This is a genomic window from Streptomyces sp. NPDC058741, assembly GCF_042746715.1.
Classification (GTDB): Bacteria; Actinomycetota; Actinomycetes; order Streptomycetales; family Streptomycetaceae; genus Streptomyces.
The window spans coordinates 134,585-160,886 of sequence record NZ_JBHYQH010000013.1 but is presented as its reverse complement, the minus strand read 5'-3'; the positions used below and the strand labels follow the sequence as shown (position 1 = coordinate 160,886).

24 protein-coding genes are annotated in these 26,302 nt (G+C 70.6%); 8 read left to right on the top strand and 16 right to left on the bottom strand.

The window, feature by feature from the left end; genetic code table 11:
* Positions 1-59: 59 nt before the first annotated feature.
* From ACFW6P_RS14030 to ACFW6P_RS13990, 9 genes are all read right to left on the bottom strand, one after another.
* On the bottom strand, positions 60-1,025 hold the full coding sequence (locus ACFW6P_RS14030; RefSeq protein ID WP_386354459.1) for a transketolase family protein: 966 nt from the start codon (positions 1,023-1,025) through the stop codon (positions 60-62).
* Entirely contained in the window at positions 1,013-1,840 is an 828-nt protein-coding gene (locus ACFW6P_RS14025; protein WP_386354462.1) for a transketolase, read from the bottom strand. Before ACFW6P_RS14025 ends, ACFW6P_RS14030 begins: the two co-directional genes overlap by 13 nt.
* Entirely contained in the window at positions 1,837-2,901 is a 1,065-nt protein-coding gene (locus tag ACFW6P_RS14020; protein WP_386354465.1) for a M20/M25/M40 family metallo-hydrolase, read from the bottom strand. Before ACFW6P_RS14020 ends, ACFW6P_RS14025 begins: the two co-directional genes overlap by 4 nt.
* Positions 2,898-3,719 (bottom strand): [LysW]-aminoadipate kinase, encoded by an 822-nt coding sequence (locus tag ACFW6P_RS14015; RefSeq protein WP_386423760.1) that lies wholly within the window; start codon positions 3,717-3,719, stop codon positions 2,898-2,900. Before ACFW6P_RS14015 ends, ACFW6P_RS14020 begins: the two co-directional genes overlap by 4 nt.
* Positions 3,720-3,738: 19 nt before the next feature.
* Positions 3,739-4,770 (bottom strand): N-acetyl-gamma-glutamyl-phosphate reductase, encoded by a 1,032-nt coding sequence (argC, locus tag ACFW6P_RS14010; protein ID WP_386354471.1) that lies wholly within the window; start codon positions 4,768-4,770, stop codon positions 3,739-3,741.
* Entirely contained in the window at positions 4,758-5,624 is an 867-nt protein-coding gene (locus ACFW6P_RS14005) for a RimK family alpha-L-glutamate ligase (RefSeq protein ID WP_386354474.1), read from the bottom strand. Before ACFW6P_RS14005 ends, argC begins: the two co-directional genes overlap by 13 nt.
* Complete coding sequence (locus ACFW6P_RS14000; RefSeq protein WP_073720752.1) at positions 5,621-5,785, bottom strand: lysine biosynthesis protein LysW; 165 nt, start codon at positions 5,783-5,785, stop codon at positions 5,621-5,623. Before ACFW6P_RS14000 ends, ACFW6P_RS14005 begins: the two co-directional genes overlap by 4 nt.
* Positions 5,786-5,870: 85 nt before the next feature.
* Positions 5,871-7,127, bottom strand: coding sequence for a helix-turn-helix domain-containing protein (locus ACFW6P_RS13995; RefSeq protein WP_386354479.1), 1,257 nt, complete (start codon positions 7,125-7,127; stop codon positions 5,871-5,873).
* A 334-nt stretch (positions 7,128-7,461) separates the two neighbouring features.
* Positions 7,462-7,632, bottom strand: a complete 171-nt coding sequence (locus ACFW6P_RS13990) for a hypothetical protein (protein ID WP_386354482.1) — start codon at positions 7,630-7,632, stop codon at positions 7,462-7,464.
* A gap of 490 nt (positions 7,633-8,122) precedes the next feature.
* Between ACFW6P_RS13990 and ACFW6P_RS13985 the strand changes: the two genes are divergently transcribed.
* Entirely contained in the window at positions 8,123-9,139 is a 1,017-nt protein-coding gene (locus ACFW6P_RS13985; RefSeq protein ID WP_386423749.1) for a LuxR C-terminal-related transcriptional regulator, read from the top strand.
* A gap of 45 nt (positions 9,140-9,184) precedes the next feature.
* On the opposite strand, the gene ACFW6P_RS13980 is transcribed toward ACFW6P_RS13985, so the two are convergent.
* The 5 genes from ACFW6P_RS13980 to ACFW6P_RS13960 all read right to left on the bottom strand — a co-directional run bounded on the left by ACFW6P_RS13980 (position 9,185) and on the right by ACFW6P_RS13960 (position 13,659).
* The gene (locus ACFW6P_RS13980; protein ID WP_386354488.1) at positions 9,185-9,700 is read right to left on the bottom strand and encodes a hypothetical protein; all 516 of its coding nucleotides are present in this window, start codon (positions 9,698-9,700) and stop codon (positions 9,185-9,187) included.
* 216 nt (positions 9,701-9,916) lie between these two features.
* Positions 9,917-10,147, bottom strand: a complete 231-nt coding sequence (locus ACFW6P_RS13975) for a LuxR family transcriptional regulator (RefSeq protein WP_386354491.1) — start codon at positions 10,145-10,147, stop codon at positions 9,917-9,919.
* Between the two features lie 176 nt (positions 10,148-10,323).
* Complete coding sequence (locus ACFW6P_RS13970; RefSeq protein ID WP_386354494.1) at positions 10,324-10,665, bottom strand: hypothetical protein; 342 nt, start codon at positions 10,663-10,665, stop codon at positions 10,324-10,326.
* 242 nt (positions 10,666-10,907) lie between these two features.
* Positions 10,908-11,480, bottom strand: coding sequence for a hypothetical protein (locus tag ACFW6P_RS13965; protein WP_386423748.1), 573 nt, complete (start codon positions 11,478-11,480; stop codon positions 10,908-10,910).
* A gap of 13 nt (positions 11,481-11,493) precedes the next feature.
* On the bottom strand, positions 11,494-13,659 hold the full coding sequence (locus ACFW6P_RS13960) for a DUF3289 family protein (protein WP_386423746.1): 2,166 nt from the start codon (positions 13,657-13,659) through the stop codon (positions 11,494-11,496).
* 768 nt (positions 13,660-14,427) lie between these two features.
* On the opposite strand from ACFW6P_RS13960, the gene ACFW6P_RS13955 reads away from it, so the two are divergent.
* The 3 genes from ACFW6P_RS13955 (at position 14,428) to ACFW6P_RS13945 (ending at position 17,825) form a co-directional block, all read left to right on the top strand.
* Positions 14,428-15,153, top strand: a complete 726-nt coding sequence (locus tag ACFW6P_RS13955; RefSeq protein ID WP_386354504.1) for a response regulator transcription factor — start codon at positions 14,428-14,430, stop codon at positions 15,151-15,153.
* A 3-nt stretch (positions 15,154-15,156) separates the two neighbouring features.
* A complete protein-coding gene (locus tag ACFW6P_RS13950) occupies positions 15,157-16,638 on the top strand; it encodes a sensor histidine kinase (RefSeq protein WP_386354507.1) in 1,482 nt (493 codons plus the stop codon).
* Positions 16,639-16,739: 101 nt separating this feature from the next.
* Positions 16,740-17,825 (top strand): YHYH protein, encoded by a 1,086-nt coding sequence (locus ACFW6P_RS13945; RefSeq protein ID WP_386423744.1) that lies wholly within the window; start codon positions 16,740-16,742, stop codon positions 17,823-17,825.
* Positions 17,826-18,043: 218 nt separating this feature from the next.
* Here the strand turns inward: ACFW6P_RS13945 and ACFW6P_RS13940 are convergent, their stop codons facing one another.
* A complete protein-coding gene (locus tag ACFW6P_RS13940) occupies positions 18,044-19,000 on the bottom strand; it encodes a glycoside hydrolase family 6 protein (RefSeq protein WP_386354512.1) in 957 nt (318 codons plus the stop codon).
* A gap of 174 nt (positions 19,001-19,174) precedes the next feature.
* On the bottom strand, positions 19,175-21,394 hold the full coding sequence (locus ACFW6P_RS13935; protein ID WP_386354515.1) for a glycoside hydrolase family 9 protein: 2,220 nt from the start codon (positions 21,392-21,394) through the stop codon (positions 19,175-19,177).
* Between the two features lie 307 nt (positions 21,395-21,701).
* On the opposite strand from ACFW6P_RS13935, the gene ACFW6P_RS13930 reads away from it, so the two are divergent.
* The 4 genes from ACFW6P_RS13930 (at position 21,702) to ACFW6P_RS13915 (ending at position 26,262) form a co-directional block, all read left to right on the top strand.
* Positions 21,702-22,982 carry an ABC transporter substrate-binding protein gene (locus tag ACFW6P_RS13930; protein ID WP_386354518.1) on the top strand — a complete coding sequence of 427 codons (1,281 nt, stop codon included), beginning with the start codon at positions 21,702-21,704 and terminating at the stop codon, positions 22,980-22,982.
* A 126-nt stretch (positions 22,983-23,108) separates the two neighbouring features.
* The gene (locus ACFW6P_RS13925; RefSeq protein WP_386354521.1) at positions 23,109-24,071 is read left to right on the top strand and encodes a carbohydrate ABC transporter permease; all 963 of its coding nucleotides are present in this window, start codon (positions 23,109-23,111) and stop codon (positions 24,069-24,071) included.
* Positions 24,068-24,898 carry a carbohydrate ABC transporter permease gene (locus tag ACFW6P_RS13920; protein ID WP_386354524.1) on the top strand — a complete coding sequence of 277 codons (831 nt, stop codon included), beginning with the start codon at positions 24,068-24,070 and terminating at the stop codon, positions 24,896-24,898. Before ACFW6P_RS13925 ends, ACFW6P_RS13920 begins: the two co-directional genes overlap by 4 nt.
* Positions 24,895-26,262 (top strand): GH1 family beta-glucosidase, encoded by a 1,368-nt coding sequence (locus ACFW6P_RS13915; RefSeq protein ID WP_386354527.1) that lies wholly within the window; start codon positions 24,895-24,897, stop codon positions 26,260-26,262. Before ACFW6P_RS13920 ends, ACFW6P_RS13915 begins: the two co-directional genes overlap by 4 nt.
* Positions 26,263-26,302: the final 40 nt, after the last annotated feature.

The window sequence follows — 26,302 nt, the reverse complement described above, 5'->3', positions numbered from 1 at the left end:
CCCCATGACCAGGTCCTGGTCATGGGGCGCAGCCAGTCGCAGGGACGCCGCGGCGAGGGTCAGGCCGGCAGCCGCCGCACCTGCTCGGTCACCGTCGCGGCGGTGATCCCGTTGCGCGCGAGCAGATGCCGGTGTCCCCCGGTGCCGGCGGCGAACCGGTCGGCGACCGCCACCCGCCGTACGGGGCAGGCGACGCCCAGGTCGGCCACCACCTCGGCCACGGCGGACCCGAGGCCCCCGGCGGCCCAGTGCTCCTCGACGGTGACGATGCCGCGGGTGCCGGTCGCGGCCGCGACGATCGCCTCCCGGTCGAGCGGTTTGACGGTGTGCATGTTGAGCACGGCCGCGTCGATCCCGTCGCGGGCCAGTTCCTCGGCGGTCTCGACCGCGGTGAGCACGGGGTGCGGGCCGGTGGCGATCAGCGTCACGTCGGAGCCCCGGCGCAGGGTCTGCGCGACCCCGATCCGCGGCGGCTCCGCGCCCGGCGGGAGGCTGGGCGTCGCGCCGCGCCCGAGGCGCAGGTACACCGGCCCCGGCAGCTCGGCGGCGGCCCGGACCAGGGTCTCGGTGGCGGGGCCGTCCGCGGGCACCAGCACGGTCATGTTCGGCAGCATCCGCATGACGCCGAGGTCTTCCAGCGCATGGTGGGTGGAGCCGAGGTGGCCGGCCGAGAGCCCGCCGTGGGTGGCGACGATCCGCACCGGCAGATCGTTCCAGGCGATGTCGAGCTTGACCGCTTCCAGCGCCCGGGTGGCGGCGAAGGCCGCCATGGTGTTGACGAAGGGAATGCGGCCGGACCTGGCCAGCCCCGCCGCCACGCCCATCAGGTTCTGCTCCGCGATCCCGAGGTTGAGGTAGCGCCGCGCCCCCTCGCCCCACGAGGTGGCGGAGAACAGGCCGGTGTCGCTGTCCAGGCAGACATGGCGTTCGTCCTCGCCGAGCAACTCGACGAGCACGTCCCGGTACACCTCCCGGGCCGAGCGGGCCTCGTCCGACACGGTGGGTTCGGCTGTCACGACGGACATGTCGTCTCCGTTCGTTCGCCGCGCATCACCGCGGCACGGGCACGCCGGTGCCCGCGCTCGGTGAGCCGGACGTAGTGGCTGCGGGCCTGGCCCTCGATATAGGGCAGTCCTTTGCCCTTGACCGTGCGGGCCAGCAGCACGGTCGGTCTGCCGGGGGTGTGCGGGATACGCGCCAGAGCCGTACGCAACTGCTCCGGGTCGTGGCCGTCGACCTCCAGGACCGTCCACCCGAAACTGCGCCAGCGGTCCCCGAGCGGTTCCAGGCCCAGGGTCTCCTCCGTGTCACCGCTGATCTGCAGCCCGTTGCGGTCCACGATCGCCACCAGCCGGTCCAGTCCCTGGGCGCCGGCGGCCATCGCGGCCTCCCAGACCGAGCCCTCCTGCAGTTCGCCGTCGCCGAGGACGACGAAGCAGCGCCGGCCGCTCCCGTCCAGCCGTGCGGCGAGCGCGAAGCCGACCCCGAGCGGCAGCCCGTGTCCGAGCGACCCGGTCGGCATCTCGACCCCGGGGACGGCGGGGTTCGGGTGGGCGGTGAACACGCTGTCCGGGGTGCCGTAGCCGGCCAGCTGCTCGACGGGGAAGAAGCCCCGCTCCGCCAGGACCGCGTACAGCCCGATCGCGCCGTGCCCCTTGCTCAGCAGCAGGATGTCCCGGTCCGGGGCCTGCGGCCTCCGCGGGTCGATCCTCAGTGCGTCGCGGTAGAGGGTCACCAGGATCTCGACGATGGACATCGATCCGCCGAGGTGTCCGCCCTCCGGGTTGGCGCACATCCGCACGATGAGTTCCCGTGCCGTACGCGCGTGGTCGTCGCTCATCGGTTCTCTCCGGTGAGGTGCTCGCCCAGTTCGGCCAGGGCACGGGTCAGCACTCCGATGCCGAACAGGTACTCGGACAGTCTGATGTGTTCGTGGTCGGAGTGGTCCAGGGTGCTGTCCCCCGGCCCGTAGGTGGCCATCGGCACGGTCCACCGCTCGGCCAGGGTGTTCATGTCGGAGGTACCGGTCTTCACCTTGGCCCTCGGGCTGCCGCCCTCGGCGCGGATCGCGACCGTCAGCGCCCGCACCACGGGGTCGTTGCGGCCGACACGGCAGGCGCGCACCGTGTTGAGGACCTCCAGCGTGTCCGGGTCCAGCCGCTCGGACAGCGCGGCCACCAGTTTCTCGGCGTCGAAGCCCGGGGGGATGCGGATGCTGAACTCCGCGGTGGCGGAGGCCAGTCCGCCGCTGATCGACGTCAGGGTCGGCCCGGGGCTGTCGAACCGGGCGTGGCTCGCCTCCGGGCCGAGCAGGTCCAGCAGCTCGCTCCAGGCCCGCGCCGCCCGTTCGGACGCCTTGGGCACGACGTTGCTGGGGTGGGTCGCCTCGCACCGCACCCGGTAGCGGAGGTCGAGCTTCCCCTTGTACCCGAGGACGACCGTGTCACAGCCGCTGGGCTCGCCGATGACCAGTGCGTCGGGCGGCTCGTGCGTACGGCGGATCTCCAGCGCGCCCCGGGACATCGTGGTCTCCTCCTCCACCGCCCCCACGACCACGATCCGGCCCCGGAACCCGGTGCTGTCGGCGGCTGCGCGGATCATGGTGGCGAGCGGCCCCTTGGCGTCGACCGCGCCCCTGCCGTACAGGAGGTCGCCCTCCCTCCGCACCGGGATGTCCCCCGGCACGGTGTCCATGTGCCCGAGCAGCATCACCGTCGGCCCCGGTCCGCGCCGGATCTCTCCGACCGCGTTTCCCGCCGCGTCGATCCGCGCGGTGAGACCGGCTCGGCGCATGGCGTCCACCACGTGGGCGGCCAGTTCCGCCTCGGCGAAGGACGGCGAGGGGATCTCCAGCATGCCGTGGAGCAGTTCGATCGCGGCCGTGTCCGAAAAGATCGTCACTCCTCCTCCAGCAGCACTTCGGTGCAGGAGCCCGCCAGGGCCTCCTGGACCGGACGCGGCCGGCGGCCGTCCGCGATCAGGACGCGCCGCACACCGGACAGCAGTGCCTCCCGGGCCGCGACCAGCTTGATCCCCATGCCGCCGGTGACCACCGGAGGCGCGCCCTCGCGGGGGACCCGGCAGACGGGGAGCACCGACCGTTCGTCGTGCCGGTCGGCCAGCACCCCTCCCGCCCCGGTGAGCAGCAGCAGGGTGCCCGCACCGACGGCGCCCGCGACGGCCGCGGCGGCGCGGTCCGCGTCCGTGTTGACCACCCGGCCGTCCTCGGCCACGGCCGGCGGCGACACCACGGGCAGCAGACCCGACGCGAGCAGCGTGGCGACCAGGTCGCCGTTGACCGCGGTGATCCGTCCACTGTGGTCGTCCCTGACCACCACCCGGCGTCCGTCGACGACCGCCCGGTGCGCCGTTCTGCGCGCGGCCACGAGGAGTCCGGCGTCCAGACCGGTCAGCCCGACCGCGTCCGCGCCGCAGGCGCGCAGGGCGGCCAGCAGACGGGGTTTGACGGAGCCGGCCAGCGCCAGCTGCACCACTTCGAGCGTGCGCGCGTCGGTGTAGCGGGTCGACACCCCGTCGGGGGCGACGAGCCGTCTGGAAGGCACTCCGAGGCGTGCGGCGAGCCCGTCGATGTCGGCCGAGCCGCCGTGGGCGAGGATCACCGGTCTGCCGCCGCGGTGCACGGCGGCGACGTCCGCACAGACCGCCTGCGACCGCACAGCGGCGTTCCCGCCGCATTTGACAACAAGTATGTCCCGCATTCGCTTCATCAGCCTCATGTCAGTTCGGATGCAGTCCGAAGAATTCGAGCCCGGTCCGCTCCGGCCAGCCGAAGCGGACGTTCATGCACTGCACGGCGCCGCCCGCGCCGCCCTTGACCAGGTTGTCCAGCGCGCCGACGAGGACCGCGGTAGCGCCGTCCGCGGACATCGCGAACCCGACGTCGCAGAAGTTCGATCCGGTCAGGATCTTCGGTTCCGGGAGCCGGTAGAGGCCCTGCCGCTGGGCGATGACCCGGACGAAGGGCTCGTTCCCGTACGCCGCGCGGAACGCGGACCGGACCTCTCTCTGCGACACCCCGGACACCAGGTCCACATGGCACAGCACCTGCACACCGCGGACCGCCTCGACGCCGGTGGCGGTCATCCGCACGGTGTGATCCGTGGCCTGTGCGATCTCGGCCTCGTGCCGGTGCCCAGAGGGGGCGAACACGCGGAGGGCGCCGCTGCGTTCGGCATGGGCGCCGGCGGCTCCGCTGGAGACGCCCGACCCGCTGGAGCCCGTTCGGGCGTCCACCCGGACCGTGCCCTCGATCAGCCCCTCCAGGGCCAGCGGCCGGACCGCGAGGATGCCCGCGGTGGCCATGCACCCGGGAACCGCGATCCGGTCGCTCGTGGCAATTCGGGCGCGGTGCCATTCCGGCAGCCCGGTGGTGAATTCGGGTATGAGCTGCGGGGCTGCGTGCTCGACCCCGTAATAGCACGCGTAGACCTCGGGGTCCCGCAGGCGGAAATCGCCGGACAGGTCGATGACGGTCCCGGCGAGTCCGAGGAATTCCGCCATCCTTCCCATGGTCTCCCGGTGCGGTGCGGCCAGGAAGAGGACGTCGCATTCGAGGTTCGCCAGGGTGTCGTGGCCGACGAAGCCTAGGTCCGTGTGGCCGCGCAGGTTGGGGTGGGGGCCGTCGACGCGGCGCCCGGCGAGGCGGTCGGAGGTCGCGGCCACGACCGTGACCCGTGGATGGCCGAGCAGAAGACGCAGCAGTTCGCCGCCGATGTAGCCGGATGCGCCGACGATCGCTACTCGGAGCATGAGGATGACTTCTCCAGGAGGTGGTCGACGATTCGGTCGGCGACGCAGACCGCGTCGCCGAGGGCCTGCTGGAGGCCGGAGAACTCGACTCCGTGATTGACCTCCAGGACCAGCAGCTCTCCGGCGCCGTCCTCGATCAGATCGACGCCGGCGATCTCGGCCTCCACGGCCTGCGCGGCCATGACCGCTAGTTTCGCGATGTCCGGTGTCATGGGGCACAGTTCACTCACCGCGCCCCGCGCCACATTGGTCCGCCAGTGCTCGCTGCGCCGGTAGGTCGCGGCCACTGCCTCGCCGCCGATCACGATCACCCGGATGTCGCGGCCCGGCTTGGCGATCCATTCCTGCAGGTAGACGATTCGCGCCTGCGGTGAGGGCAGCGCGGCGACGTACTCCAGCACGGTCTCCGCGGTCTGCCGGTCCGGCAGGGCGGAGACCAGACGGCCCCACGAGCCCTGCAGGGGCTTCACCACGGCCGGATAGCCGATGCTTTCCAGAGCCGTCAGCGCCGCTTCCGGGGTCAGCCCGAGAGCTGTGCGCGGTGTCGGGAGTCCGGCTTCGACGAGCGCCGCGGACGTACGCCACTTGTCCCCGCACAGCGCGGTCGCGCGGGCGGAGTTGACGACGACCGCCCCCGCCGCCTCCAGGGCCTCCGCCGCGTAGAGCGCCCTGGCTAGCCCGATCTCCCGGTTCAGCACGACCGGGTGCGGGCCGCGCTCGCCGAGGGGGTGCCACCACGCACGGCTGTCGATGTGGCGGTGGGCGATCCCCCTGCGGGTGAGCGCTTCGAGGATTCTCTTCTCGCTGGCCCGCACGCGGGACGCGAGAACCGCGAACGGCTCTGCGCGGCTCACTCGCCCCAGTCCTCTTCGATCTCCGGCGCGAGCGCGGCCCGTATCGGATCGAGCGTGAGAATCTCCAATTCGCTGGCGCATTCACCGCATTCCACTATCTCGCCGATCACCGGTGTTCCGGCGGGAACCACCGAGTTCTCACATTCAGGACAGGTAACCATGGTCAGGCCCTTTCGTCGGCCGCTGCGAGGCACGGGTAAACGTAATGGCCGCTGTGGGCGCCGGTAGGCAGAATCAGCGGCAGTCTCAGCCGGCCCGCGCCACCCCCGCCGGAGTCCGGCCCCGCACATGCAGGAGCCGTACCAGATGCAGCGCCGTGAACCGCTCCGGCAGATGGGGGCCCGCGGGCCGCACCAGGCCGTGGACCAGCAGCGCGTGCAGGGCGGCGGCCGGATCCGGCACCAGATGGCCGAGGTCCCCGACCGTCCAGTGCGGACGGTCCGCGACCTCGGCCAGCACCAGTCGATAGCACTCGGCCACGACGTCGACGCTGCGCGCCACGGACGCCAGCAGGTCCTGGCAGCCGCAGCCCGCCGGGGAGGAGAGGAGGGAGAAGTCCCGGCCGGCCCGGGCCAGCAGCAGCTCGGGCGGGTACACCAGGCACCAGCCCGCCGCGTACTCGAGTGCCCGGGGCACACCGTCGAGCCAGCCGCACAACCGCACCACCGCGTGCGCGTTGTCCTCCCGGAGCCGGAACCCCGGCTGCGACCGGCGCATGTGGGAGAGGAACAGCGCCACGGACTCGACCTCGCTCAACCGGACGTGGTCGTAGTGCGGCGCCTCGTCCGGCACGGACATGGCGGTGAGCGGCAGTACGCGCTCACCCGGCAGGTAGCGCGGCGTCAGACCGGTCACCACGACGCGCAGCCCCGGGCACCGCCGCAGCAGCTCCCCCACGTCCGGCCCGCCGGGACCCGAGGCGCCGCCGGCGTCGATCACCAGCAGGTCATGCCTCTCGCCGATCGCCGCGACGAGGTCGTCGGTCGGGTCGGCGGTGCTCGGCTGCGGTCCGCCGGGGCCGGCCGCGGGAGGCGCACCGCAGCAGTGGGGACCCCCGCCCGAGGCGTACCACCCGACCCGCCAGCCCCTGGCCCGCAGCACGCGGGCCGCCTCCAGCACCAGATGCGTCTTCCCGATGCCGCTGATGCCGACCACGCTCACCAGGCGGTGGCCGTAGACGGTCACCTGATCGAGCAGTACCTGCAGCTCCGCTTCCCGGCCCACCAGTGCGCCCGGCGGAGCGGGCGGCTCGGCCAGGGCGGGCGGAGCGGCCGGGGCGGGCAGTGTGTCCCGCAGGTCCGCCGGGCTTCCACCGGCGGTGTGCAGTTGCTGTCGCTCGGGACCGCTCAGCCGCAACGCGTCGGCCAGCAGCCCCACGCTCTCCCGGCGGGGCCGTCGGACCCGTCCGCTCTCCAGGTCCCGGATCGCCCGTACGCTCAACGTCGCGAAGTCCGCCAGTTGTTGCTGGGTCAGCCCGCAGCGGCCCCGGTGCCTCTTCAGCAACTCGGCGAAGGAAGCCGGTTGGCGGGGGCCCTCCGACGGAGTCGGCAGCGATCTCTGGCGCGGGCCGCTTACTGCGCGTTCGCGTAGCGAAAGTCCGGTCGCCGCGTTCTTTCCGACGGTGTGCGGACTGGCGTTCACGCGCCGGTCGATCTCGCCGCAGGTGTCCCCGCGCGCCATGCGTCCGCGTGCTTCTCTTTCCCGGTCACCGATTCCCCGGACAGTATTCCGTAGCCTGTTGCTCACAGATACGAGCGCCTTTCTCTCTCTGATTCCCGCGTTCCGGCGCTGGTGGACCACCGGCTCCGGAACCGACCACGGGTCGACCTCCCCGCGCTCACCCGCAGGTCATCCGACTACGCGGCCCCCAACCGCCGTCGTCGCCGGGCCCGGTGGCGGACGTCGCCAGGATGCCGGCGCAGCCGCTCTCGGCGGCGGCGGTACCGCCGACGGCGCCGATCGTCAGTACGCGGAGGACGGCGACCAGGAACACACGGAAAGACTGCATGATTTCTCCAAGGAATCAGGGTGAGGAATGCTGGAAAATTCCCGGCCGGCGTTTTGCGGCCGTTCCCCTTCCGCTGTTCCAGACTGACGGCCCCCCCGTGCCGGAAGCCACAGACGGAGCCATTCACCTAGTTCTCCGGCACCAAAGCGGGGGGTGGACGAAGAGGCCATGAAGCAGCAAAAGGAGATAATACGGACGGGTTTCGCCATCCGGACGGCTACCGTCCGCCCCGCAGCGACCGACCGGCCCCTCACTCCCGGGATCTGGTCGACCTGGCGTCTTCCAGCAACTAGATTTCGAGCGATGAACCCGCTCTCACGGTTGCCCGTCCTTACCGATGCGATCCGCACCACATGCGGACCGACCGGTGGGCAGCCGGTACACGGCAGCCGGGAGACGTTGAGCGCGACGAGGGTGGGGCGCGTGCCCATACGGGTGTCAAGACGAAGGACTGATGGTGGAACAGCAGACCGATGACAACGTTTTCACGGTGGGCGACACACTCCGTGCCGAGGAGGTGGCCGTCTACCGCTGGTTGGCTCTGCACGGTCGGTTAGACCCCGTCTCGATGGCCAAGGAGACCGGGCTCGACGCGAGCGCCGTGAGCGGCGCGGTGGACCGCCTCGTCCGGATCGGCCTGGCGCACAGGGGCGAGGAGGGCGACGACCGCCTCCGGGCCGTCGACCCGCACCTGGTCGCGGCCGTGGCCACCGCACCGGTGGAGCGGGCCATCGCGGAGCAGCAGACGCGACTGCGCCTCTTCCAGGACCAGTTCACCCAGCTCGCGGTCGACTACAACGAGGGAAGGCACGGCGCCTCCGCGGACCTGGAGACCATTCCCAGTCTCCCCCATGTGCGGGCCGCGCTGAACCGGGCGGCCGAGCAGTGCCGCGAGGACATGGTCACCGTGCAGCCCGGCGGCACCCGTCCGCCCGAGGTGCTCCAGGACGCGCTGCTCCGGGACAGCCAGATGCTCGCCCGGGGGGTGCGGATGCGGACCGTGTACCACCACACCGCCCGATTCAACAGCCCCAGCCAGGCGTACGTCGCCACGGCGAGTGCGCTGGGCGGCGAGTACCGGACGGCCCACCAGCTCGTCGGCCGGATGATCATCTTCGACCGGGAGCTCGCGTTCATGACCCGGCGCAACGACCGGCAGGGCGCGGTGGTGGTCCGGGAGCCGTCGGTCGTGCACTTCCTGTACGAGCTGTTCGAGCAACTGTGGTCGCAGGCCCAGCCGTTCTCCGACGCGGCCACCGACGGCCTGGAAGCGGTCGCCAAGGATCTGGACCGCACCATCCTGCGGCTGCTGTCGTCAGGACTGAAGGACGAGACGATCGCGCGGCGGCTCGGGATGTCCTTGCGCACCACCCGCAAGCACATAGCCGACATGATGCAGGCCCTCGGCGCCGAGAGCCGTTTCCAGGCCGGCGTCGCGGTGTCCGCGAGGGGGCTGCTCGACGACGACGGAGAGCCGGAAGCGGGACCCTCGACGGCCCTGGCCTGATCCGGCGTACGCCTCGGGTGTGTACGGCCCCGAGGGCGTACCCCGTCAGCCCGGAGCCTCCAGGTCGAGCCTGAGCAGTGTGGTGGGAACGTGGATCTCCGACAGCCGGTAGGTGTGGGCCTGGGGCACGAAGAGAGTGCCGCCGGAACGCAGCCGCATGCCGAGTGGATGCGAGGGGCCCGGTGCCGGGTCCTCACCGACACGCGCCAGAACGCAGCGGCAGGCTCCTTCCAGGACCGTGAACGCGGACTCGGCACCGCCGGGTGCGCCCTCCACGACGGGAGAGTCCGGAAACAGGAAGCGGAAGTAGGGGCGCACCCGCAACTGCAGCCTGCGGCCCAGCTCGGCCGCCAGTTCCTCCGCGCCCGGTCCGCCCGGCACGGTCGCGTCGGCGTCCGGCGCCGGACGGGCCGGGCGGGGCAGCTCCAGCAGGGCCGGCAAGGCCATCGGATCCTCGGGCCACAGCAGGGCGGGACCTCGGCCGCCGTTGGCCGCGGCGCACAGGACCAGCTCTTCGACGAAGGACCGCAGCGGCTGGCTCAGAGCTCGCCGTTCAGGCACAGTTCTCCGATCTCGCGCACGTTCGGGCGATGCCACAGGAAGGAGGTGTGCCGGGGCGCCACGACGCCCGGACACACTGCGGGAAAGGGGGAGGGAATACCCGAGCGGCACCGACGCCGCCCTGGAATACTGCCGCACCCGGACCGGCTCCGACAGTCACGTGTTCACGTGGCATTCGGCCGGCGGCCGCGTCAGGGCGGCCGAGTCCGAGTCCGGTCAGCCCGGAGACCGGCCGGGAGGCTCCGGCACGGGCGACGGCCCCATGTCCTCGATCGCGCTCACGAGGGAGTCCTCGACCGACGGAGCCAGGAGCAGCAGGTGCATGCGGTTGCGGGCTCCGCCTTTCGCGCGTATCCGGCGTATGTAGGGGTCAACGGTATGCAGACTGACATCCATGCGGCGGACGATCTCCCGGTACGCGGCTCCGCGCGGGATGTGTCCGAGCACTTCCCTTTCCCGGCTGCTGACCGGTACGGACCACTTCCCGCAGCCCGTGGATCAAGCAGTCGACGTATCCTCTCCGCAGGATTCCCGAGTTCCGGATTCCGGTGGACCGCCGTCTCCGGAACTCCCCACGGGCCGGGTCGCCCCCGGGTACGCACGGGTCATCGCGGGACACAGCGTCAACCGCTGCCGTCGCCGGGCAGGATGGAGGAAGACGCCGGGGTGTCGGCCCCGCCGGTCTCGGCGGCAGCGGTACCGGCGAGAGTGCCGAACATCAGCGCACAGAGAACGGCGACTGCGAACACACGGGCAGACTTCATCATTTCCCCCAGAAACCAGAGCAGGAATGCCCGAAAGGTTTCGGCCGATGTTTTCCGGCCACCCCCCTTCCGCGATTCCAGAGTGACGGTCGCGCGCGCCGTAATCCACACACGGAACCATTCACCAAGTTCCCCGGCATCAAAGCGGGGGGTGAACGAAACACCCACGTGGTACGAAATTCGAACAGACCCGATACTCATCACCGAGTGCTTTCGGTGTGGTCCGAGTGCCGCGCGCCGCACGGCGGGTGGCAAGCTCGAAGCACGGCACCCGTGGCGCATGTCCTGGGCTCGACGAGCACGGCGCCGTCGGCGGTCACCCGGCCCGCGGGGCCTGCGACGACACGGTCGACGGTGATCCGTGACGTGTCACGGGGGTGGGGGTCTCCTCTCGTGCCTGCTGCTTCCCTGCTGCTTCACGGCGAGGCGTTCCGCGAGCCCTCCTACGGGAACTGCTCCTCCTCGCGGCCGATGTCGTCGATCGGGCCGAGGATCGTCCAGCCGGGCCCGAGGGTGCGGGTGGAGCGGAAGCCGTGGGCGTCCGCGTACTCCTCGGCCTCCTCCGCGGTGTCCTCGGGGGCGCGCATGATCGTGTAGCGCGGGGGGTCCTCGTGGTAGAAGCGGTAGAACGTGCGGCCCTCGTCCTTGGACTGGTAGAGGATCACGCTGACGCCCCAGAGGGCGTCGTACACCTTCTGGTCGCGCGGGGGCGTCGTCGTGCACGTGTCGGAGGGGCGGCCGGGCTCGCGGACGCACGTGCGGTACCCGCTCCAGTCGATGCGTTCGGCGCGGGGGTGCTCCGCGATCAGCTTCCGCATCCGGGCGTCGGCCCGGGCGAAGGCGTCCTCGCGGCGGTCGTACTCCTGCTGCAGCCGGTTCAAGCGCTGCTCGTCCAAGCCGCTGCCGAAGTGGGCCTCCAGGCCCGCGAGGACGGCGACCCGCCAGGCCAGGTAACCGGCCGTCACGACGAGCAGCGTGACGACCAGGACCCGGCCCGGCGAGCGCCTGGGGGGCATCAGGTCGGCGAGGTCAGAACGTGCCGCTGATGGGGATCTCGATGTCCGCCTGCGCGATCGCCGGGGGGTACTTCCCGTCGAACCGGTCATAGTGCTGGAGCGTAAACCAGTCGATGAAGCCGTACTCCGTGATCTCGTCGTCCGGGTCGAGACCGAAGTGGTCGTAGGAGTGGAAGACGAGCTTGCCGGAGAAGGAGTTGCCCTCGACCTTGTAGTCCTTCAGCGCGATCGTGTGGCCGTGGAACTGGTGGATCGCGATGGAGAGGGCGCGCTGGCCGGCGTCCCAGAGCGAGAAGTCGTACACCGGGTACTTCACGTCCTGGCGGAGGAACTCCTGGAAGAGGAAGTTCTTGGAGAGGTCCTCCTGGACCTGGAGCTGATCGGTGCGGCCCTTGTTGTCGATGAGGGACTGTTTGATGATCTGGCCGGCCTTGTCGGTGTACGCCTTCTCCTGTGGTGAGGCGCCGACGGCGCGGGAGAGGGCCGTGCCGGAGCCGCGGTAGAGGTAGCGGCCGGGGTCGAAGTTGTCGTCGACGGTGACCGTGCCCGCGCCCTGGCCGCCGCGGCCGTAGCGGAAGGCGTTGCGGAGGTCGTCGACGGACTGGGCGTGGTCGGCGTCGGCGCCGAGCTTGCCGAAGTTCATGATGTCGTTGAACTCGGCCCACATCAAGGACTCGGGCGTGATGCGGGCGACCCAGAACTCCCAGCCGAGGTCGGTGAGTTCGTCGAAGTCGTAGTCGTTGAAGGTGAGGTCGTCGGCGACGCGCGGGTCGGCCGGGACGGGGGGGTGCTGGGGGTCGGGGGCCTTGCGGCGGCCCTCGCGGAAGGACGACTGGTGGATCAGCATGTCGGTCGGGGGCGGGTCACCCGGGTCTCCGCCGTCGCCGGGGTCGTCGGAGAGGATTCGCTTGCCAGGTGCCTCGGGGCCTGCCGTGTCGAAGGCGTGGCTGTCGAGGACGACGTACTTGGCGGAGCCGTCGGCCGTGGCGGTGGCCGTGATCGTGCTGCCGCTGCGCTGCTGGCCCGACTGCTTGACGAGGTGGCGGGCCTTCTCGTCGTAGCGGTAGAGGGCCGGTGCGGTGCCCTCCGTACGGTCGGGGTCGAGGCGGAAGACGAGCCTTGCGGCGCGGTCCGCGGGGGCGGAGACCTGGAAGCCGTTGCCGAGGTGGCCCGGAGTCGACTCCGGGAACTCCCGCTGCTCGGCAGGGAGCCTGGTGACCTGGAAGCCGCCGACCTGCTCGGCGCGCAGGCCTTTGAGCGTGGCCTCGGCGGAGGTGGCGCCGCCGTCCGCGCGGCGGGTCACGTCGAAGGCGGAGTTCTTGGCCCGGGGGGAGGCGTTGAGCCTCGTCTCCTCGCCGTCCTGGACGCCGTCGCCGTCGGTGTCGGCCTTGGTGGGGTCCGTACGGAGCTTCAGCTCGCGGGCGTCCGCGAGGCCGTCCTGGTCGGTGTCGGCGCGGGTGGGCGTGGTGCGGAGCTTGAGCTCGCGGGCGGCCGTGAGGCCGTCCTGGTCGGGGTCCTCGGCGCCGTCCTTGATGCCGTCGCCGTCGGTGTCGGCCTTGAGCGGGGTGCTGATGCGGTAGCCGAGCTCGGCGAAGTCGGAGAGGCCGTCGCCGTCGGTGTCCTCGGACTTGGGGTCGAGCCCGGCGCGCACCTCCAGGTCGTCGGGGAGCCGGTCGCCGTCGGTGTCCTCCGTCGGCGAGATGCCGTGCTTGGCGAAGGACGCCCAGGTCGGGGTGTCGGCCTCGGCGCCGGGCTCGGCGCGGTACCAGACGGTCTCGGTCCTGCCCGGCTGAAGGGTGTTCGTGGGGCCGACGCCCTGGAGCGTCGTGCGCGCGCCCTGGGGGGCGGCGAGCTTCGCGGCGGAGGTGACCGTGATGCGGTCAGAGAGCTCGAAGGTCAGCGACCATGTGGAGACGGGGTGGTCGGAGACGTTCTCGAGCTGGAGCCGGGCGACGTACGAGCCCTGCGTCGCTCTGCCGCGGAGGGCGGCCGGAACCTGGCTCCACGCCGGGTCGCCGGGGGCGACCTGGCGGTAGGAGACGTCGACCGTGTCGTCGCGGTAGAGCGTCGCCCCGTCGGTGGCCGCGCCGTCGCCGGGGTTTCCCGCGGCGGCGGGCACGGCCGTGCCGAGGAGAAGGAGTAAGGCCGCGCCGAGGGGCACGGCGGCGCTTCTGTTCATGGGCCCTCCCATGTCTGAAGCCATGTCTGAAGACATGCCTGTCGTCCCGAAGCCGCTGTCGTGTCAGTGCAGTTCGGAATCGAACCGGGAAGTTAGCAGACGTGGGGATGGTCCCCAAGGTGCGATGGAGAGCAAATTGAGACGTTTGCGAGATGGGTAAGCCCTGTTCCGCTTGTGTTGCTGCTCTGCCTGGGCACCCGCCTGGCGGCCAGGGAGGAGCTCGCGGCCAGCGGCGGCCGTGTGCTCCTCCCGACCAGTCCGACCTTCGCGTCCCACAACGTGGTCCTCTCCAGGCGGCGTGGTCACGCGGGCCGCGTTGGTCAGCGTCGTCATCACCCCCGGTCGGCACGGCGCTCAGCCTGCTCCGCACGGTGGCCCTGGCGTACGGGCTGTCGCGGCCGGGCACGGTGGCGGGCAAGCCGCTGCTGATGATCGTCCTCGGGCTCCTCATCGTCGTGTGGCCCACCCGCCGCGCCGGAGTGCGCGCGCCGTCCGGCTCTTCGACCGAGGGCTGCGCAGCGGTCGTGGGGTCCACCGCAAGATGGCCGAGGGCGCGTCGCACGGCGCCGAGACGCTCTCGACCGACCGGCTCCAGGTCCTCTCCGAGATGACGTTTGCGGGCGCGTGGCGGCCCGTCCCCGCTCGTCTGCCCCTGCCGGACGGACCGGTGGGCGCGCCGGTAGATGGCACGTCAGATGCGGATCACCGCGCCGACCGCCTGCCCAGGGTCCGCCGGCGCCCACAGTTCGCTGCTCTAATATCCCGCGCATGACTGTGACGACCTCGGGAGCGAACGCCCGGCGGACACGTGCCCGGATCCTCCTCGTCGAGGACGACGAGCCGATGGCCGAACTGCTGGAGGCCGCGCTGCGGCACGAGGGGTACGACACCGCCACCGTCGGCAGCGGCCGTGAGTGCCTCTCCGTCGGTCCGGGTCCGGACTGCGATCTGCTGATTCTGGACGTCACCCTGCCCGACCTCGACGGGTTCGAGGTGTGCGGGCGGCTGCGCAGCGCCGGCTGCGAGCTGCCGGTCATCTTCCTCACCGCCCGCGACAGCCGGGCGGATCTCCGCACGGGATTCGCCCGGGGCTGCGACGACTATCTGACGAAGCCCTTCAGTCTGGAGGAGCTGACCCTCAGGATCGCCGCCGTACTGCGCCGCAGCGGGCGGACCGGCCAGGTGGACCGGCCGTTGCAGATCAGCGACCTCGTGCTCGACGACCGGGCCCACCGGGTGAGCCGGGGCGACAGGGAGATCGTCCTGTCCCCCACCGAGTACCGAATCCTGCGCCACCTGCTCCGAGCGCGCGGCCAGGTGCTGTCGAAGGCGCAGATCATCGAGGCTGTCTGGGGTCACGCCGAGGTCGGTCGCGGTGACGGCAACCTGGTGGAGGCGCACATCAGCCAGCTGCGCAGGAAGGTGGACGCGCGCGGCCCGGCCCTGATCCACACGGTGCGCGGATTCGGCTACGTGCTGCGGTCGGGGAGGTGAGGCGTGCGGCTGCGCGCGCGTCTGGCCCTCTTGGTGGCTGTGCTGCTCACCGGTTCCGTGGCGGTCCTGGGCGGCGGCATCCTGTGGTGGACCCGGTCGAATCTCGTCGCCGAGGCCGACGCATGGCTCCTCCGCGCCCGCGCCCAGCCGCAGTCGTCGCAGCCGGGTCGGTCGGCGCAGTCCGGGGTCCGGCCGAGTGGGGACCGGTCTTCGGCCCGGCAGGTCGCCCTGCTGCGCTTCGGCCCGCGGGGACGCCTTGAGGAGGCGGTGCCCTCGCAGATGTCCGGGGATCTGGATCCGCTGCCGGACGTCTCCCGGAAGGCCGCACTGGCCGGCGGCCCGGACGGCCGTATCAGGAGTGCCGGGAGCGTGGACGGGACGCTGGAGTACCACTGGACCGCGGTCCGACGGCCCGACGGCGGCGTGACCGTGTTCGCCGTGTCCCTGGCGGAGGCGGACCGGACGACCGGCCTGCTGCTGTGGGGCCTACCGCTGGGCGGCGGCGCCGTAGTGCTGCTCGGCGGCGGCGCGGGCTGGTGGGTGGTACGACGGCAACTGCGTCCCCTGGACGACCTGGTGGACGCCACGGAGGCCGTGGCAGCCGGTGACCTCACCCGTCGTACCGGGGCCCGCGGCACCAAGGACGAGGTCGGACGGCTGACCACGAGTTTCGACCACATGCTCGTCCGACTGGACGCGTCCCTCGCCTCCCGCGAGGCTGCCCGGCTCAAGCTGGAGCAGTTCGTGGCCGACGCCTCCCACGAACTGCGCACGCCGCTGGCGCTCATCCGCGGCTACGCCGAACTCCACGGTCGCGGCGGGCTCCCTCCCGGCCCGCCGCTCGATCGGGCGATGTCCCGGATCGCCTCGGAGACGGAGCGGATGACCGGTCTGGTGGAGGATCTGCTCCTCCTCGCACGGCTCGACCACGAAGCCGCGGACCCGGAGGAGGACACGGAGGCGGAGGTGGCAGGCGTTCTCGGGGAGGCGGTCGAGGAACACCGCTCCATCGGCCCCGACCACCCCGTCGAACTGGACCTCGTCGCCGGGCAGGCCGTCTCCGTCCGCGCGAACGCACTACGGCTGCGGCACGTGATCGGGAATCTGCTGGCCAACGTCCGCAACCACACCCCACCCGGCACCGTCACCCGGATCACCGCCGAGGCACACGGGCCGGTGGTCGAGATCCGGGTGATCGACAACGGCCCCGGCATCGCGGCCGCCGACCGACCGTATGTCTTCGAGCGCTTCTTCCGACCCGGCACGTCCCGGGCACGCACGCCGTCCGGAACGGGGTCGGGTCTCGGGCTCTCCATCGTGGCTGCGCTGGTGAGCAGCTGCGACGGAACGGTGACCGCGCTGGAGACCCCTGGCGGCGGCGCCACCTTCCTGGTGCGCCTGCCCCGGCCACCCGCACCTGGCGTACCAGCCGCACGCGAGTGCTCAGCCAATCTTCAGGTCGACCTCAGCGGATCGCGCCCCTGAGACTGCCAGCGTTCTCGCTCGACGGACCGGCACGACCCCGCCGCGTCGGCCGTGGGGTCGAGCCCGTCCCATGATCACTCCCCCCGAGCGAAGGAACGACCGTGACAGCGAAAAGGGTGACATCCGGGAGGTCGGTGCTGCGAGCGCTGGCCGTGGCGAGCAGTGCGGCGCTGCTGGCGGCCTGCACGTCCGCGGCCTCCTTCTCCGAACAGAAGTCCTCGCCCGGGCAGTCCGTGAGCCCGGCGCCGTCGATGGCCGGCGTAGGCGTCCCCGCCACTTGGTCCGGGGTCACCGACCCCTCGAAGATCCCGCTCGGCGACGACAACGTATCGACCGCACCACGGACCGGGCACGTCTACTCGTGCCAGACCTCGTTCCGCCCCGGCGGGGCGCGCCACGACGGTCCCTGGATGGACACCGCGAACGGGACGTGGGACTCGACCTCGAAGGTGCAGGTGCGGGGCCGGCACAGCTGGCCGGACGCCGAGTACGACGAGACCGTCCGGGGCGATTCCCGGATCATCACCTCCAAGGACCTGCCGACGCACCAGAGCACCGGCACCTTCCCCATCCAGCAGTCGGACCCGGCGTACCAGTACGACACCAACCCGAACGCCATCGCCTCGCAGACCGTCAACCTCACCTTGCCCCTCGACCCGGGCCGCGCCGACACCGCCGGCTGCCTGTCCATGGGAGCCATAGGCATCCTCAAGAACGGCGTCTACCTCTACAACGCCCTCGACGACGCCGGACGGGACGCAGCGGCTCACGAGACCCAGGACATGTGCGACGGCCATCCCGACGGCGCGGAGCACTACCACTACCACGACATCCCGTCCTGTCTGCTCTCCGCCGCCGCGGACAAGGGCTCGACCCTCGTCGGGTACGCGCTGGACGGCTTCGGTATCTACGTCGAACGGGACGACAACGGCAACCTGCCCACCAACGCCGACCTGGACAGCTGCCACGGGCGCACCAGCAAGGTGATGTGGAACGGCAAGGAGACGACGATGTACCACTACAGCGCCACCCTGGAGTTCCCCTACACCGTGGGCTGTTACCGCGGCACGCCGATCGATGCCCCGGCACATGACCGTACCGGGGGCAAGCACAGGGGCGCCGGCCAGGGGCAGCGGCAGGAACGGGGACAGCGCTCAGCCCAGACCGCGGGCCAGGGCCAGGGATAGGCGACCGGCGTCGGGAGTGCAGCGGTGCAGCCGGCGGAACGCGTCGAGAGGGCTCCGAACGCGCTGCACCGGTTCGTTCGGCCCGGCGGTGTCTGCCATGGCGCAGACACCGCCGGGCCGGCATGGTCAGACCGACTTGACGTCGTGTCAGGACCGGAGGGCCCTGGTCGCGGCAGATGCCTGCCGGAGGTCCTCGCCTTACGGGAGCACCCTGGTCGTCATGTTCCGTTGATCAGGTGGACGGCCAGGTCGGGGCTGAAGGTTCCGGCGGGTACGGTCGGCGCGGTCCCGCACGTGCCGTCGCTGTTGCCCGGGGTCTTGATCCAGAGCAGCATGTCGGCTCCGCCGCCGGTCTGCGGGGGCGTGCCGAGCTTCCGGCCGGCCGGATTGCACCATTCGCCATTGGAACCCTTGCCGTTGCGGCTGGTGTCGATGACGAAGTGGGAGGTGCCGCCGAGGTCGGCGACGACGGCTTTGGCGTAGGTCAGTGATGCGCTGGTCGAGTAGTAGTTGGACACGTTGACCGAAAAGCCCCGCACGTTCGCGACGCCTGCCGCGGCCAGCCGGTCAGCCATGGTGGCCGCCGATGTCCATCCCGCGTTGCCACCGTCGAGATACGTCCAGGCGTTCGGGGCCTTCTGCTGGAACATGCGGGTGGCGTAGTTCAGCATGTCCAGGCGCTCGGTGATGGCCGCTTTGGTCATACAGCTGAAGTCGCCGAGTGCATCGGGCTCGATGACGACCACGGCGGGCCGGTCGGCGACGGCCGCGGCGAAGGTGGAGATCCAGGTCTTGTACTCCGCGACGCTGCCCGCTCCGCCGGCGGACTCGCCACCACAGGCGTCCCGGCCGGGGAGGTTGTACGCGACGACGACGGGGAGCTTGTCACGGCTGTCGGCCTGGCCGATGTAACTGGCGACGGCATTTCCGGTGGAGCCGGTACCGAACCAGCGGGCGATGGGCCGAGAGGCGATGTTCGTCTGGATGGACGCCGCACGGGAGTCGGTGGGGTGGTCGGCCGCCCAGGCGGCGGGACTGGAGTTGGGGTTGACGTAGAAGCCGCTGGTGAGGGTGGTCGGATTGGCTGCGGAGGCGGCGTCGGCGGTGGGCAGGGACCATCCGGGGACGGCCACGACGCAGGCGAGAACCGGTGCGATCTTCCAGAGCGCTTTCATGGTGCCTCTTCGCTTCTCTGTGAGGGGTGGGCTGCCGCGGGGCCCCGGCTCGGGCGCCCGCCCGCGCTCGTCCTGCGCGGGTGGGCGCCCCTGCGGCGGTTGTGCCGTTCCATGGCGTGGCGGCTGTCCTTGGCCGGCGGTGTCGCCACGCACGGCTGCGGGTGTGGAGGTGGCTCAGCGAGCGGCCGCGAACGTCGCCACCCAGGAGAGGGCGGAGTTCCAGTTGACCGCGACCTCGTTGGTCGAGTACGAGAAGATGTCGTCGATGTAGCAGGTCGCGGGCTTGCAGCCAGGCAGATTCTGCTGGGCGACGGGGTCCTGCAGGGCAGAGTTGGGGCCGCCGGCGAGGGACCCGGCCGGGGGGTTGGGCAGGGCGGGGTTGAGCTGGTGGGCCCACCAACGGCTGTGCTGGTTGTGGCTGGCCCGTTCGCCGTAGCCGGTGACGAAGGACTGGTCGAGGGCGTTGCGGCCGAGCAGGTAGTCCAGGGTTTCGAGCACCGCGTTGCGGTAGGAGGAGCGGCGGGTGATGTCGTACGCGGTCGCGAGCACCACCGCGTTGTTGGCGGAGGCGCTGTTGGAGCCCCAGACGTACCGTCCGTCAGCGGGGAGGTAGGGGTTGGGGTAGCCCTGGGACTTCTGGTCCCGGGCGAAGGTGTCCGCGACCTCGACCACCCGTTCGCCGGCGGCGCGCGCCATGCGGGCGGGGAACTTCCGGGGCAGCCGGGCGATGGTCAGGTCCGTGAGGCCGTCGGTGTCCCGCCAGGAGAATCCGGCGTCGGTGAGCTGCGCGGTGATGTGCGGCAGGTAGTCCCGGTCTCCGGTGGTGGCGTACAGCTCGGTGGCCGCCCAGGAGAACTCGTCCGTCACGCGGGTGTCGTCGTAGGCGCCGCCACCGATGTCGTCGCTGTCCGGTGCGTAGCTGTCGGGATGGGCGAGTGCCGCCTTCCACGCGGTCTTGGCAGCGGTCAGGCAGCGGGCGGCGAAGGTCTTGTCGTAGGGCCTCCACACCCGGGCGGACCGGGCGGCCGCGGCGGCCAGATTCAAGGTCGCCGCTGTGGAGGGGGGAGACAGGTAACGGGCCTGGGCGTCCTGGTGCGGCAGTGTCGGCAGCGCTGTCCAGGCGGCGTCGTGGATCTTGTGGTGGGCCATCCCGGCCAGCGGCTGTCCTGTGGGGACCTGCATGCGGAGCAGGAACTCCGTCTCCCAGCGCGCTTCGTCGAGCACATCGGGAACACCGTTGTCGTTCTCGGGGATGCTCAGCAGCCCGTCGCCGGTCGCCGCGCGGTCGTCCTTGGCGCGGGCGCGTTCGTAGGTGTCCATCAGCTGCCAGGCCGCGAGGGCGCCGTTGACGACGTACTTGCCCTGGTCCCCGGCGTCGTACCAGCCGCCCTGGACGTCCAGCGAGTAGGTGCAGGTGCCGGGCCGGCAGGGAACGTCGGTGTCCCCCTTGTTCGGTGCCACGCCGAGGTGACCGGCCGGCCGGGCGTAGGCCTCTCCGGCGTAGGCGGCCTCGATCGGGGTGCCGCTGCGGGCGGGGTAGAAGTAGGAGAGGGCGTCGGTGCGCAGGGCGGCGTACGGGTTGGCCGTGATGTCGAAGGGCTGGCTGGAGTGGCTGCCCACGACGAGACTGTAACCGGTCCCAGTCTCGTTGTACGAGCTGAAGTCGGCGATGTGCACGTGGTCGGCGGAACCCGGGTCGTCGCCCACGACGGTCGTGAGGCCGTCGCGCACGACGGTGCCGGAGGAGTCGACCAGCTGCCACGGCACGGGGTCCGCCGAGCCCTCGGCGATGGATGCCTTCTTGGGGCCGGAGGTCTCGTAGCCGTAGTGGTTGACCCGCACCGGGGAGCCGAAGTCCCGGCCGCCACCGGGCGGCACCACTCCGCCGGTGAGGGAGATGTCGTCGAGGCAGAGGGTGAACGGCTTTGCGGCGCCGCCTTGTTGGAAGGACAGCTGTCCGTGCAGGTCAGCGGTGTTCGACTGGCCCGTGATGGTGTAGGTCTGGGGCGTCGGGGTGAGTGCGATCGCCTTGTTGAAGGTGGTGGTGCGAGGGGCCACGCCCAGCTGGAGCACCGCACGGACGCTGGTGTCGGCCGTGGCCGATGCGGTGAAGCGCAGGGTGTAGGGCTGGCCGGCCTCCAGGGGGATGTTGTCCTGGCCGATCATCGAGTCCCACACGTTCGTGGTGCCTCCGGGGACGTCGGCGCACAGGCGGCCGTCCACCACGCGCGACGGCGTGTTGCCGCCGCTCCACCACGGGGACTTTCCCTTGTCGAACGTGCCGTTGAGGATCCGCTCGTAGGCGGCCGTCTCGGCGGGGGCTTCGGCCGCGACGAGTCCCACGACGAGGACGGCGGGCAGGCCGACGGCGCAGAGTCTTGTTCTGAGTGACATTCCGGGTCCTTGATCGATGACGACCCGGCCTGCTGTGGCGTCTGCGGCCGATCGTGGGTCCGCCGGATGGGTTTGTCAACGGCCGGGACGCGACGAAATTCTTCCGACGGACACTTCCCTGCACCATGTCGATGACCTACTCTCCTGGCTGTTACCGCTTCCAGTTTCTGCACAGAAGCGGGTTCCAGTACCGGCTGCAGCTGTGGCGTCTCCCCAGGTGCATGACGGTGCAACACTCGAAGTGCCCGTCGTGCCGAGCTGTTACCGCTCCCGGAATCCTGCCCGGCGCGAGAAGAGGAAACGTGCAATGAGACGACTCACGCGAACCCTGGCGGCCCTCACGGCCGCTGCATCCCTGACCTCACTGGCGGCCTGCGGCAGCGGCGACGGCGACAGCGGATCCGGGAGGATCACGCTGGTGGTCAAGACGTTCGCCCAGTTCGGCTACGACGACCTCTACGAGAAGTACGAGGCCGCACACCCCAACATCGACATCAAGGAAGAGAACATCGCCAAGCTCGGCGACTACGCGCCCAAGCTCCAGCAGTGGATCGCCACCGGGCGTGGTGCCGGTGACGTCGTCGCGATCGAGGAGGGCAACCTCAGCCAGTACATGACGGCTCCCGACCAGTTCGTCAACCTGCTGGAGTACGGCGCGGGTTCGCTGAAGAGCGAGTACCTGGACTGGAAGTGGAGCCAGGCGCTGACCCGTGACGGCAAGCAGCTCGTGGGCCTGGGAACCGACGTCGGCGCACAGGGCATGTGCTACCGCACCGACCTGTTCGAGAAGGCCGGGCTGCCCACCGACCGGGACGAGGTCGGCGCCCTGTGGCCGACCTGGGACGACTACCTGGCCACCGGTGTCAGGTTCTCCAAGGCCAAGACCGACGCCCACTTCTTCGACTCCGCCGGCAGCGTCTATCAGAACATCCTGATGCAGCAGAGCGACCACACCTATTACGACACCGCCAACAAGCTGGTCATCGACTCCAACCCGGCGGTGAGGTCCGCCTGGGACCAGACCACCGAGATGGTCGACGCCGGCCTGTCGGGCAACGTCGCCCCGTGGAGTCCCCAGTGGAACGCGGGCTTCAAGAAGGGCACCTTCGCCACGATTCCGTGCCCGTCCTGGATGCTCGGCATGATCGAGCAGCAGTCCGGCGAGGAGAACGCGGGCAAGTGGGATGTCGCCAGGGTGCCGGGCAACGGCGCCGTGCGCGGCGGTTCGTTCCTGGCCGTCCCCCAGCAGAGCGACCACCCCGAAGAGGCCGCTGACCTGGTGAAGTTCCTGACCAACGCCCAGGGGCAGACCACCGCCTTCAAGGCGAAGGGCAACTTCCCCTCCGCTCTGAAGGCCATCGACAGCCCCGCGGTCAAGGGGTACAGCGCCCCGTACTTCTCGAACGCCCCGGTCGGCAAGATCTTCGGTGAGAGCGTCAAGGCGCTCAAGCCCGTCCACCTCGGGCCGCAGAACATCCCGATCAACGACGCGGTCGTCGCCGCGCTCACCGCCGTGGAACAGGGCAAGCTCTCGCCCGACGAGGGATGGGACAAGGCGGTCGGGGACGCCGAGCGCCTCGTCCGATAACCCCCGCCACGACGCCGGGCACGGCGGTGCTGCGGCGGGGCCACATCGCGGTGAGTCACCTGACCGGCTCGCGCGTACGGGTCCCGCCGCCGCCGTGCCCGGCCCATCCCATCCGAAGGAACCACCTTGGCCACCCAGCTCCGGCCACGCCCCGCGATCCGGGACGAGGCACAAGCCGACCCGTCCCCCGACTCCCGCAGACGGATCCTGTCCCGTCTGGACAAGACCGGCTCGCCCTATCTCTTCATCGCCCCCTTCTTCGTCCTGTTCGCCGTCTTCGGTCTCTACCCGCTGGGCTACACCGCCTGGGTCTCCCTGCACGACTGGCAGATGAGCGGCCAGGGGGGCTTCATCGGGTTCGACAACTACGCGGACCTGTTCGCGGACCCCGACTTCTGGAACGCCACGGTCAACACCCTGGGCATGCTCGTCCTGGCCACCATGCCCCAGCTGGTGCTGGCACTGGTCCTCGCGAACCTGCTCAACCAGAAGCTGCGCCACATGACGCTGCTGCGCCTGGGCATCCTGCTGCCGATCGTGACCTCGGTCGCGGCCGTGGGCATCGTCTTCAGCCAGATCTTCGACCGCGACGCCGGCATGGTGAACGGTCTGCTGGACCTGCTGGGCATCGCCCCGGTGGACTGGCGGGCCGACAAGTGGTCGTCCTGGACGGCCGTTTCGGTCATGGTCGACTGGCGGTGGACCGGCTACAACGCGCTGATCTACCTGGCCGCCATGCAGTCGATCCCCCGCGAGCTGTACGAAGCCGCGGACCTCGACGGCGCCGGCCGCGGCCGGCAGCTGTGGAGCATCACCGTCCCGATGATCCGCCCGGCGGTGATCTTCACGGTGATCTCCTCCACCATCCACGGCCTGCAGTTGTTCACCGAACCGCTCATCTTCGGCCAGGGCGGCGACGCGATCACCGGCGGCAGCCTGCGGCAGTTCCAGACGCTGTCCATGTTCATGTTCGAGAAGGCCTTCAAGAACTACGACTACGGATACGGCTCCGCCGTCGCCTGGATGATCTTCCTGATCATCATGCTGCTGACGGTCGTCAACTACCTGCTCGTACGAAGGATGAAGTGACCGTGCGCAAGTCCTCCTCACCCCTGGTCTACGTAACCCTCCTGGCCGCCATCGCACTGTCCGCCTTCCCCCTGTACTGGCTCTTCGTCGTCGCCAGCCGCTCCAACGACGTCGTGGGGGACTGGCCGCCCCCGCTGGTGCCCGGCGGCGAGTTCCTCGACAACGTCACCCGGCTCTTCCAGACCGAGGGCGCCCACTTCCTCAAGGGCATGGTGAACTCGGCGATCGCCTCCCTGACCATCACCGTCTCGGTGGTCTTCTTCAGCACGCTCGCCGGCTTCGCCTTCGCCAAACTGCGCTTCAGGGGCAAGAACTTCCTGCTCCTCGCCATTCTGGGCACCATGATGGTCCCGGTGCAGATGGGCATCATCCCGCTGTACATGATCATGGTGGATTTCGGCTGGACCAACCGGCTCCAGGCCGTCATCGTCCCGTTCCTCGTCTCCGCCTTCGGCGTGTTCCTGATGCGCCAGTACGCCGAGCGTGCCGTGCCCGACGAGCTCATCGAGGCGGCCCGCGTGGACGGCTGCACCACCTTCCGCATCTACTGGACGGTCGTCCTGCCCGCCCTGCGCCCCGGCGCCGGCGTGCTCGCCCTGTTCACGTTCATGGGTGCGTGGAACGAGTTCCTGTGGCCCCTGGCCGTTCTGGAACAGGACAACCCCACCGTTCAGTTCGCCCTCAACCAGCTGTCCACCGGCTACTACACCGACTACACCCTGATGTTCTCCGGAGCCCTTGTCGCGACTGTGCCGCTGCTCGTGGTCTTCGCCGTCTCCGGCCGCCAGATCATCGGCGGCATCATGGAAGGAGCCGTGAAAGCGTGAGCAACGTCACCGAGCCCGGCCTGTCCCAGCGTCCCCAGGGAGCCAAGGCGTTCCCGCCCCGCTTCGTGTGGGGTGCGGCCACCTCCAGCTACCAGATCGAGGGTGCCGTCACCGAGGACGGACGCGGCCCCTCCATCTGGGACACCTTCGCGGCGACCCCGGGCGCCGTCGAGGGCGGCGACACCGGTGCCGTCGCCGCCGACCACTACCACCGCTACCGCGACGACGTCGCCCTGATGGCCCGCATGGGCCTGGGCGCCTACCGGTTCTCTCTCGCCTGGCCCCGTATCCAGCCGGACGGCGCAGGGCCGGTCAACCAGCGCGGACTGGACTTCTACCGCCGGCTGACCGACAGCTTGCTGGAGCACGGCATCCAGCCCTGGCCGACCCTCTACCACTGGGACCTGCCCCAGGCGTTGGAAGACGCCGGCGGCTGGCCCGCCCGCGACACGGCACTGCGCTTCGCGGACTACGCCTCCGCCGTCCATGACGCGCTCGGCGACCGCGTGGAGCACTGGACCACCCTGAACGAGCCGTGGTGCTCGGCCTTCCTCGGCTACGCCACGGGCCGCCACGCCCCCGGCCGCCGCGAACCGGCCGCGGCACTGCGGGCCGTCCACCACCTGCTGCTCGGGCACGGTCTGGCACTCCAGGCCATGCCCGAGGCGAAGGCAGGCATCACACTCAACCTCACCGACGTGCGCGCCCTCACCACCCGGATCGAGGATGTCGACGCGGCGCGACGCATCGACGGCATGCAGAACCGTCTCTTCCTCGACCCGCTCCTGCACGGCGCCTACCCCCAGGACGTCATGGACGACCTGCGTGAGGTGGGCGAGCCCGGCCCCGTCCGCGACGGCGATCTGGCCGCCATCTCCACACCCCTGGACTTCCTGGGCATCAACTACTACTCGCCCCTGCTCGTCGCGGCCTCCGACACCGCCCAGAACCACGCCTACCCGGGCTCGCGGCATGTGCGGACGGCCGACGGCCGGCGCCCCAAGACCGCCATGGGGTGGGAGATCGATGCGGACGGACTGCTCGCGCTCCTGGTCCGCCTGCACGCCGAGCACCCTTCCCTGCCCCTGTACGTGACCGAGAACGGCGCCGCGGTGGACGAGGGCCTGCGGGACATCACCCGTGTGAACTACCTCGACAGCCACATCGACGCCTGCGCCAGGGCGCTGGAACAGGGCGTCGACCTGCGCGGCTACTTCGTCTGGTCCCTCCTGGACAACTTCGAGTGGTCCTTCGGCTACCGCCACCGCTTCGGGCTCGTCCACGTCGACTACACCACCCAGCAGCGCACGCTCAAGGACAGCGCCCACTGGTACGCCCGTCTGATCCGCGGCGGCACCGGTTGAGCGACCGGTGGCAGGCGCGGCCGGATACTTTGGAACCGCT

Bases quoted from the DNA above. Each gene is read 5' to 3' on its own strand.
- ACFW6P_RS14030 (WP_386354459.1), bottom strand. From the start codon at position 1,025: ATGTCCGTCGTGACAGCCGAACCCACCGTGTCGGACGAGGCCCGCTCG.
- ACFW6P_RS14025 (WP_386354462.1), bottom strand. From the start codon at position 1,840: ATGAGCGACGACCACGCGCGTACGGCACGGGAACTCATCGTGCGGATG.
- ACFW6P_RS14015 (WP_386423760.1), bottom strand. From the start codon at position 3,719: ATGCGGGACATACTTGTTGTCAAATGCGGCGGGAACGCCGCTGTGCGG.
- argC (WP_386354471.1), bottom strand. From the start codon at position 4,770: ATGCTCCGAGTAGCGATCGTCGGCGCATCCGGCTACATCGGCGGCGAA.
- ACFW6P_RS14000 (WP_073720752.1), bottom strand. From the start codon at position 5,785: ATGGTTACCTGTCCTGAATGTGAGAACTCGGTGGTTCCCGCCGGAACA.
- ACFW6P_RS13990 (WP_386354482.1), bottom strand. From the start codon at position 7,632: ATGCAGTCTTTCCGTGTGTTCCTGGTCGCCGTCCTCCGCGTACTGACG.
- ACFW6P_RS13970 (WP_386354494.1), bottom strand. From the start codon at position 10,665: ATGAGTATCGGGTCTGTTCGAATTTCGTACCACGTGGGTGTTTCGTTC.
- ACFW6P_RS13965 (WP_386423748.1), bottom strand. From the start codon at position 11,480: ATGCCCCCCAGGCGCTCGCCGGGCCGGGTCCTGGTCGTCACGCTGCTC.
- ACFW6P_RS13960 (WP_386423746.1), bottom strand. From the start codon at position 13,659: ATGAACAGAAGCGCCGCCGTGCCCCTCGGCGCGGCCTTACTCCTTCTC.
- ACFW6P_RS13955 (WP_386354504.1), top strand. From the start codon at position 14,428: ATGACTGTGACGACCTCGGGAGCGAACGCCCGGCGGACACGTGCCCGG.
- ACFW6P_RS13940 (WP_386354512.1), bottom strand. From the start codon at position 19,000: ATGAAAGCGCTCTGGAAGATCGCACCGGTTCTCGCCTGCGTCGTGGCC.
- ACFW6P_RS13935 (WP_386354515.1), bottom strand. From the start codon at position 21,394: ATGTCACTCAGAACAAGACTCTGCGCCGTCGGCCTGCCCGCCGTCCTC.
- ACFW6P_RS13930 (WP_386354518.1), top strand. From the start codon at position 21,702: ATGAGACGACTCACGCGAACCCTGGCGGCCCTCACGGCCGCTGCATCC.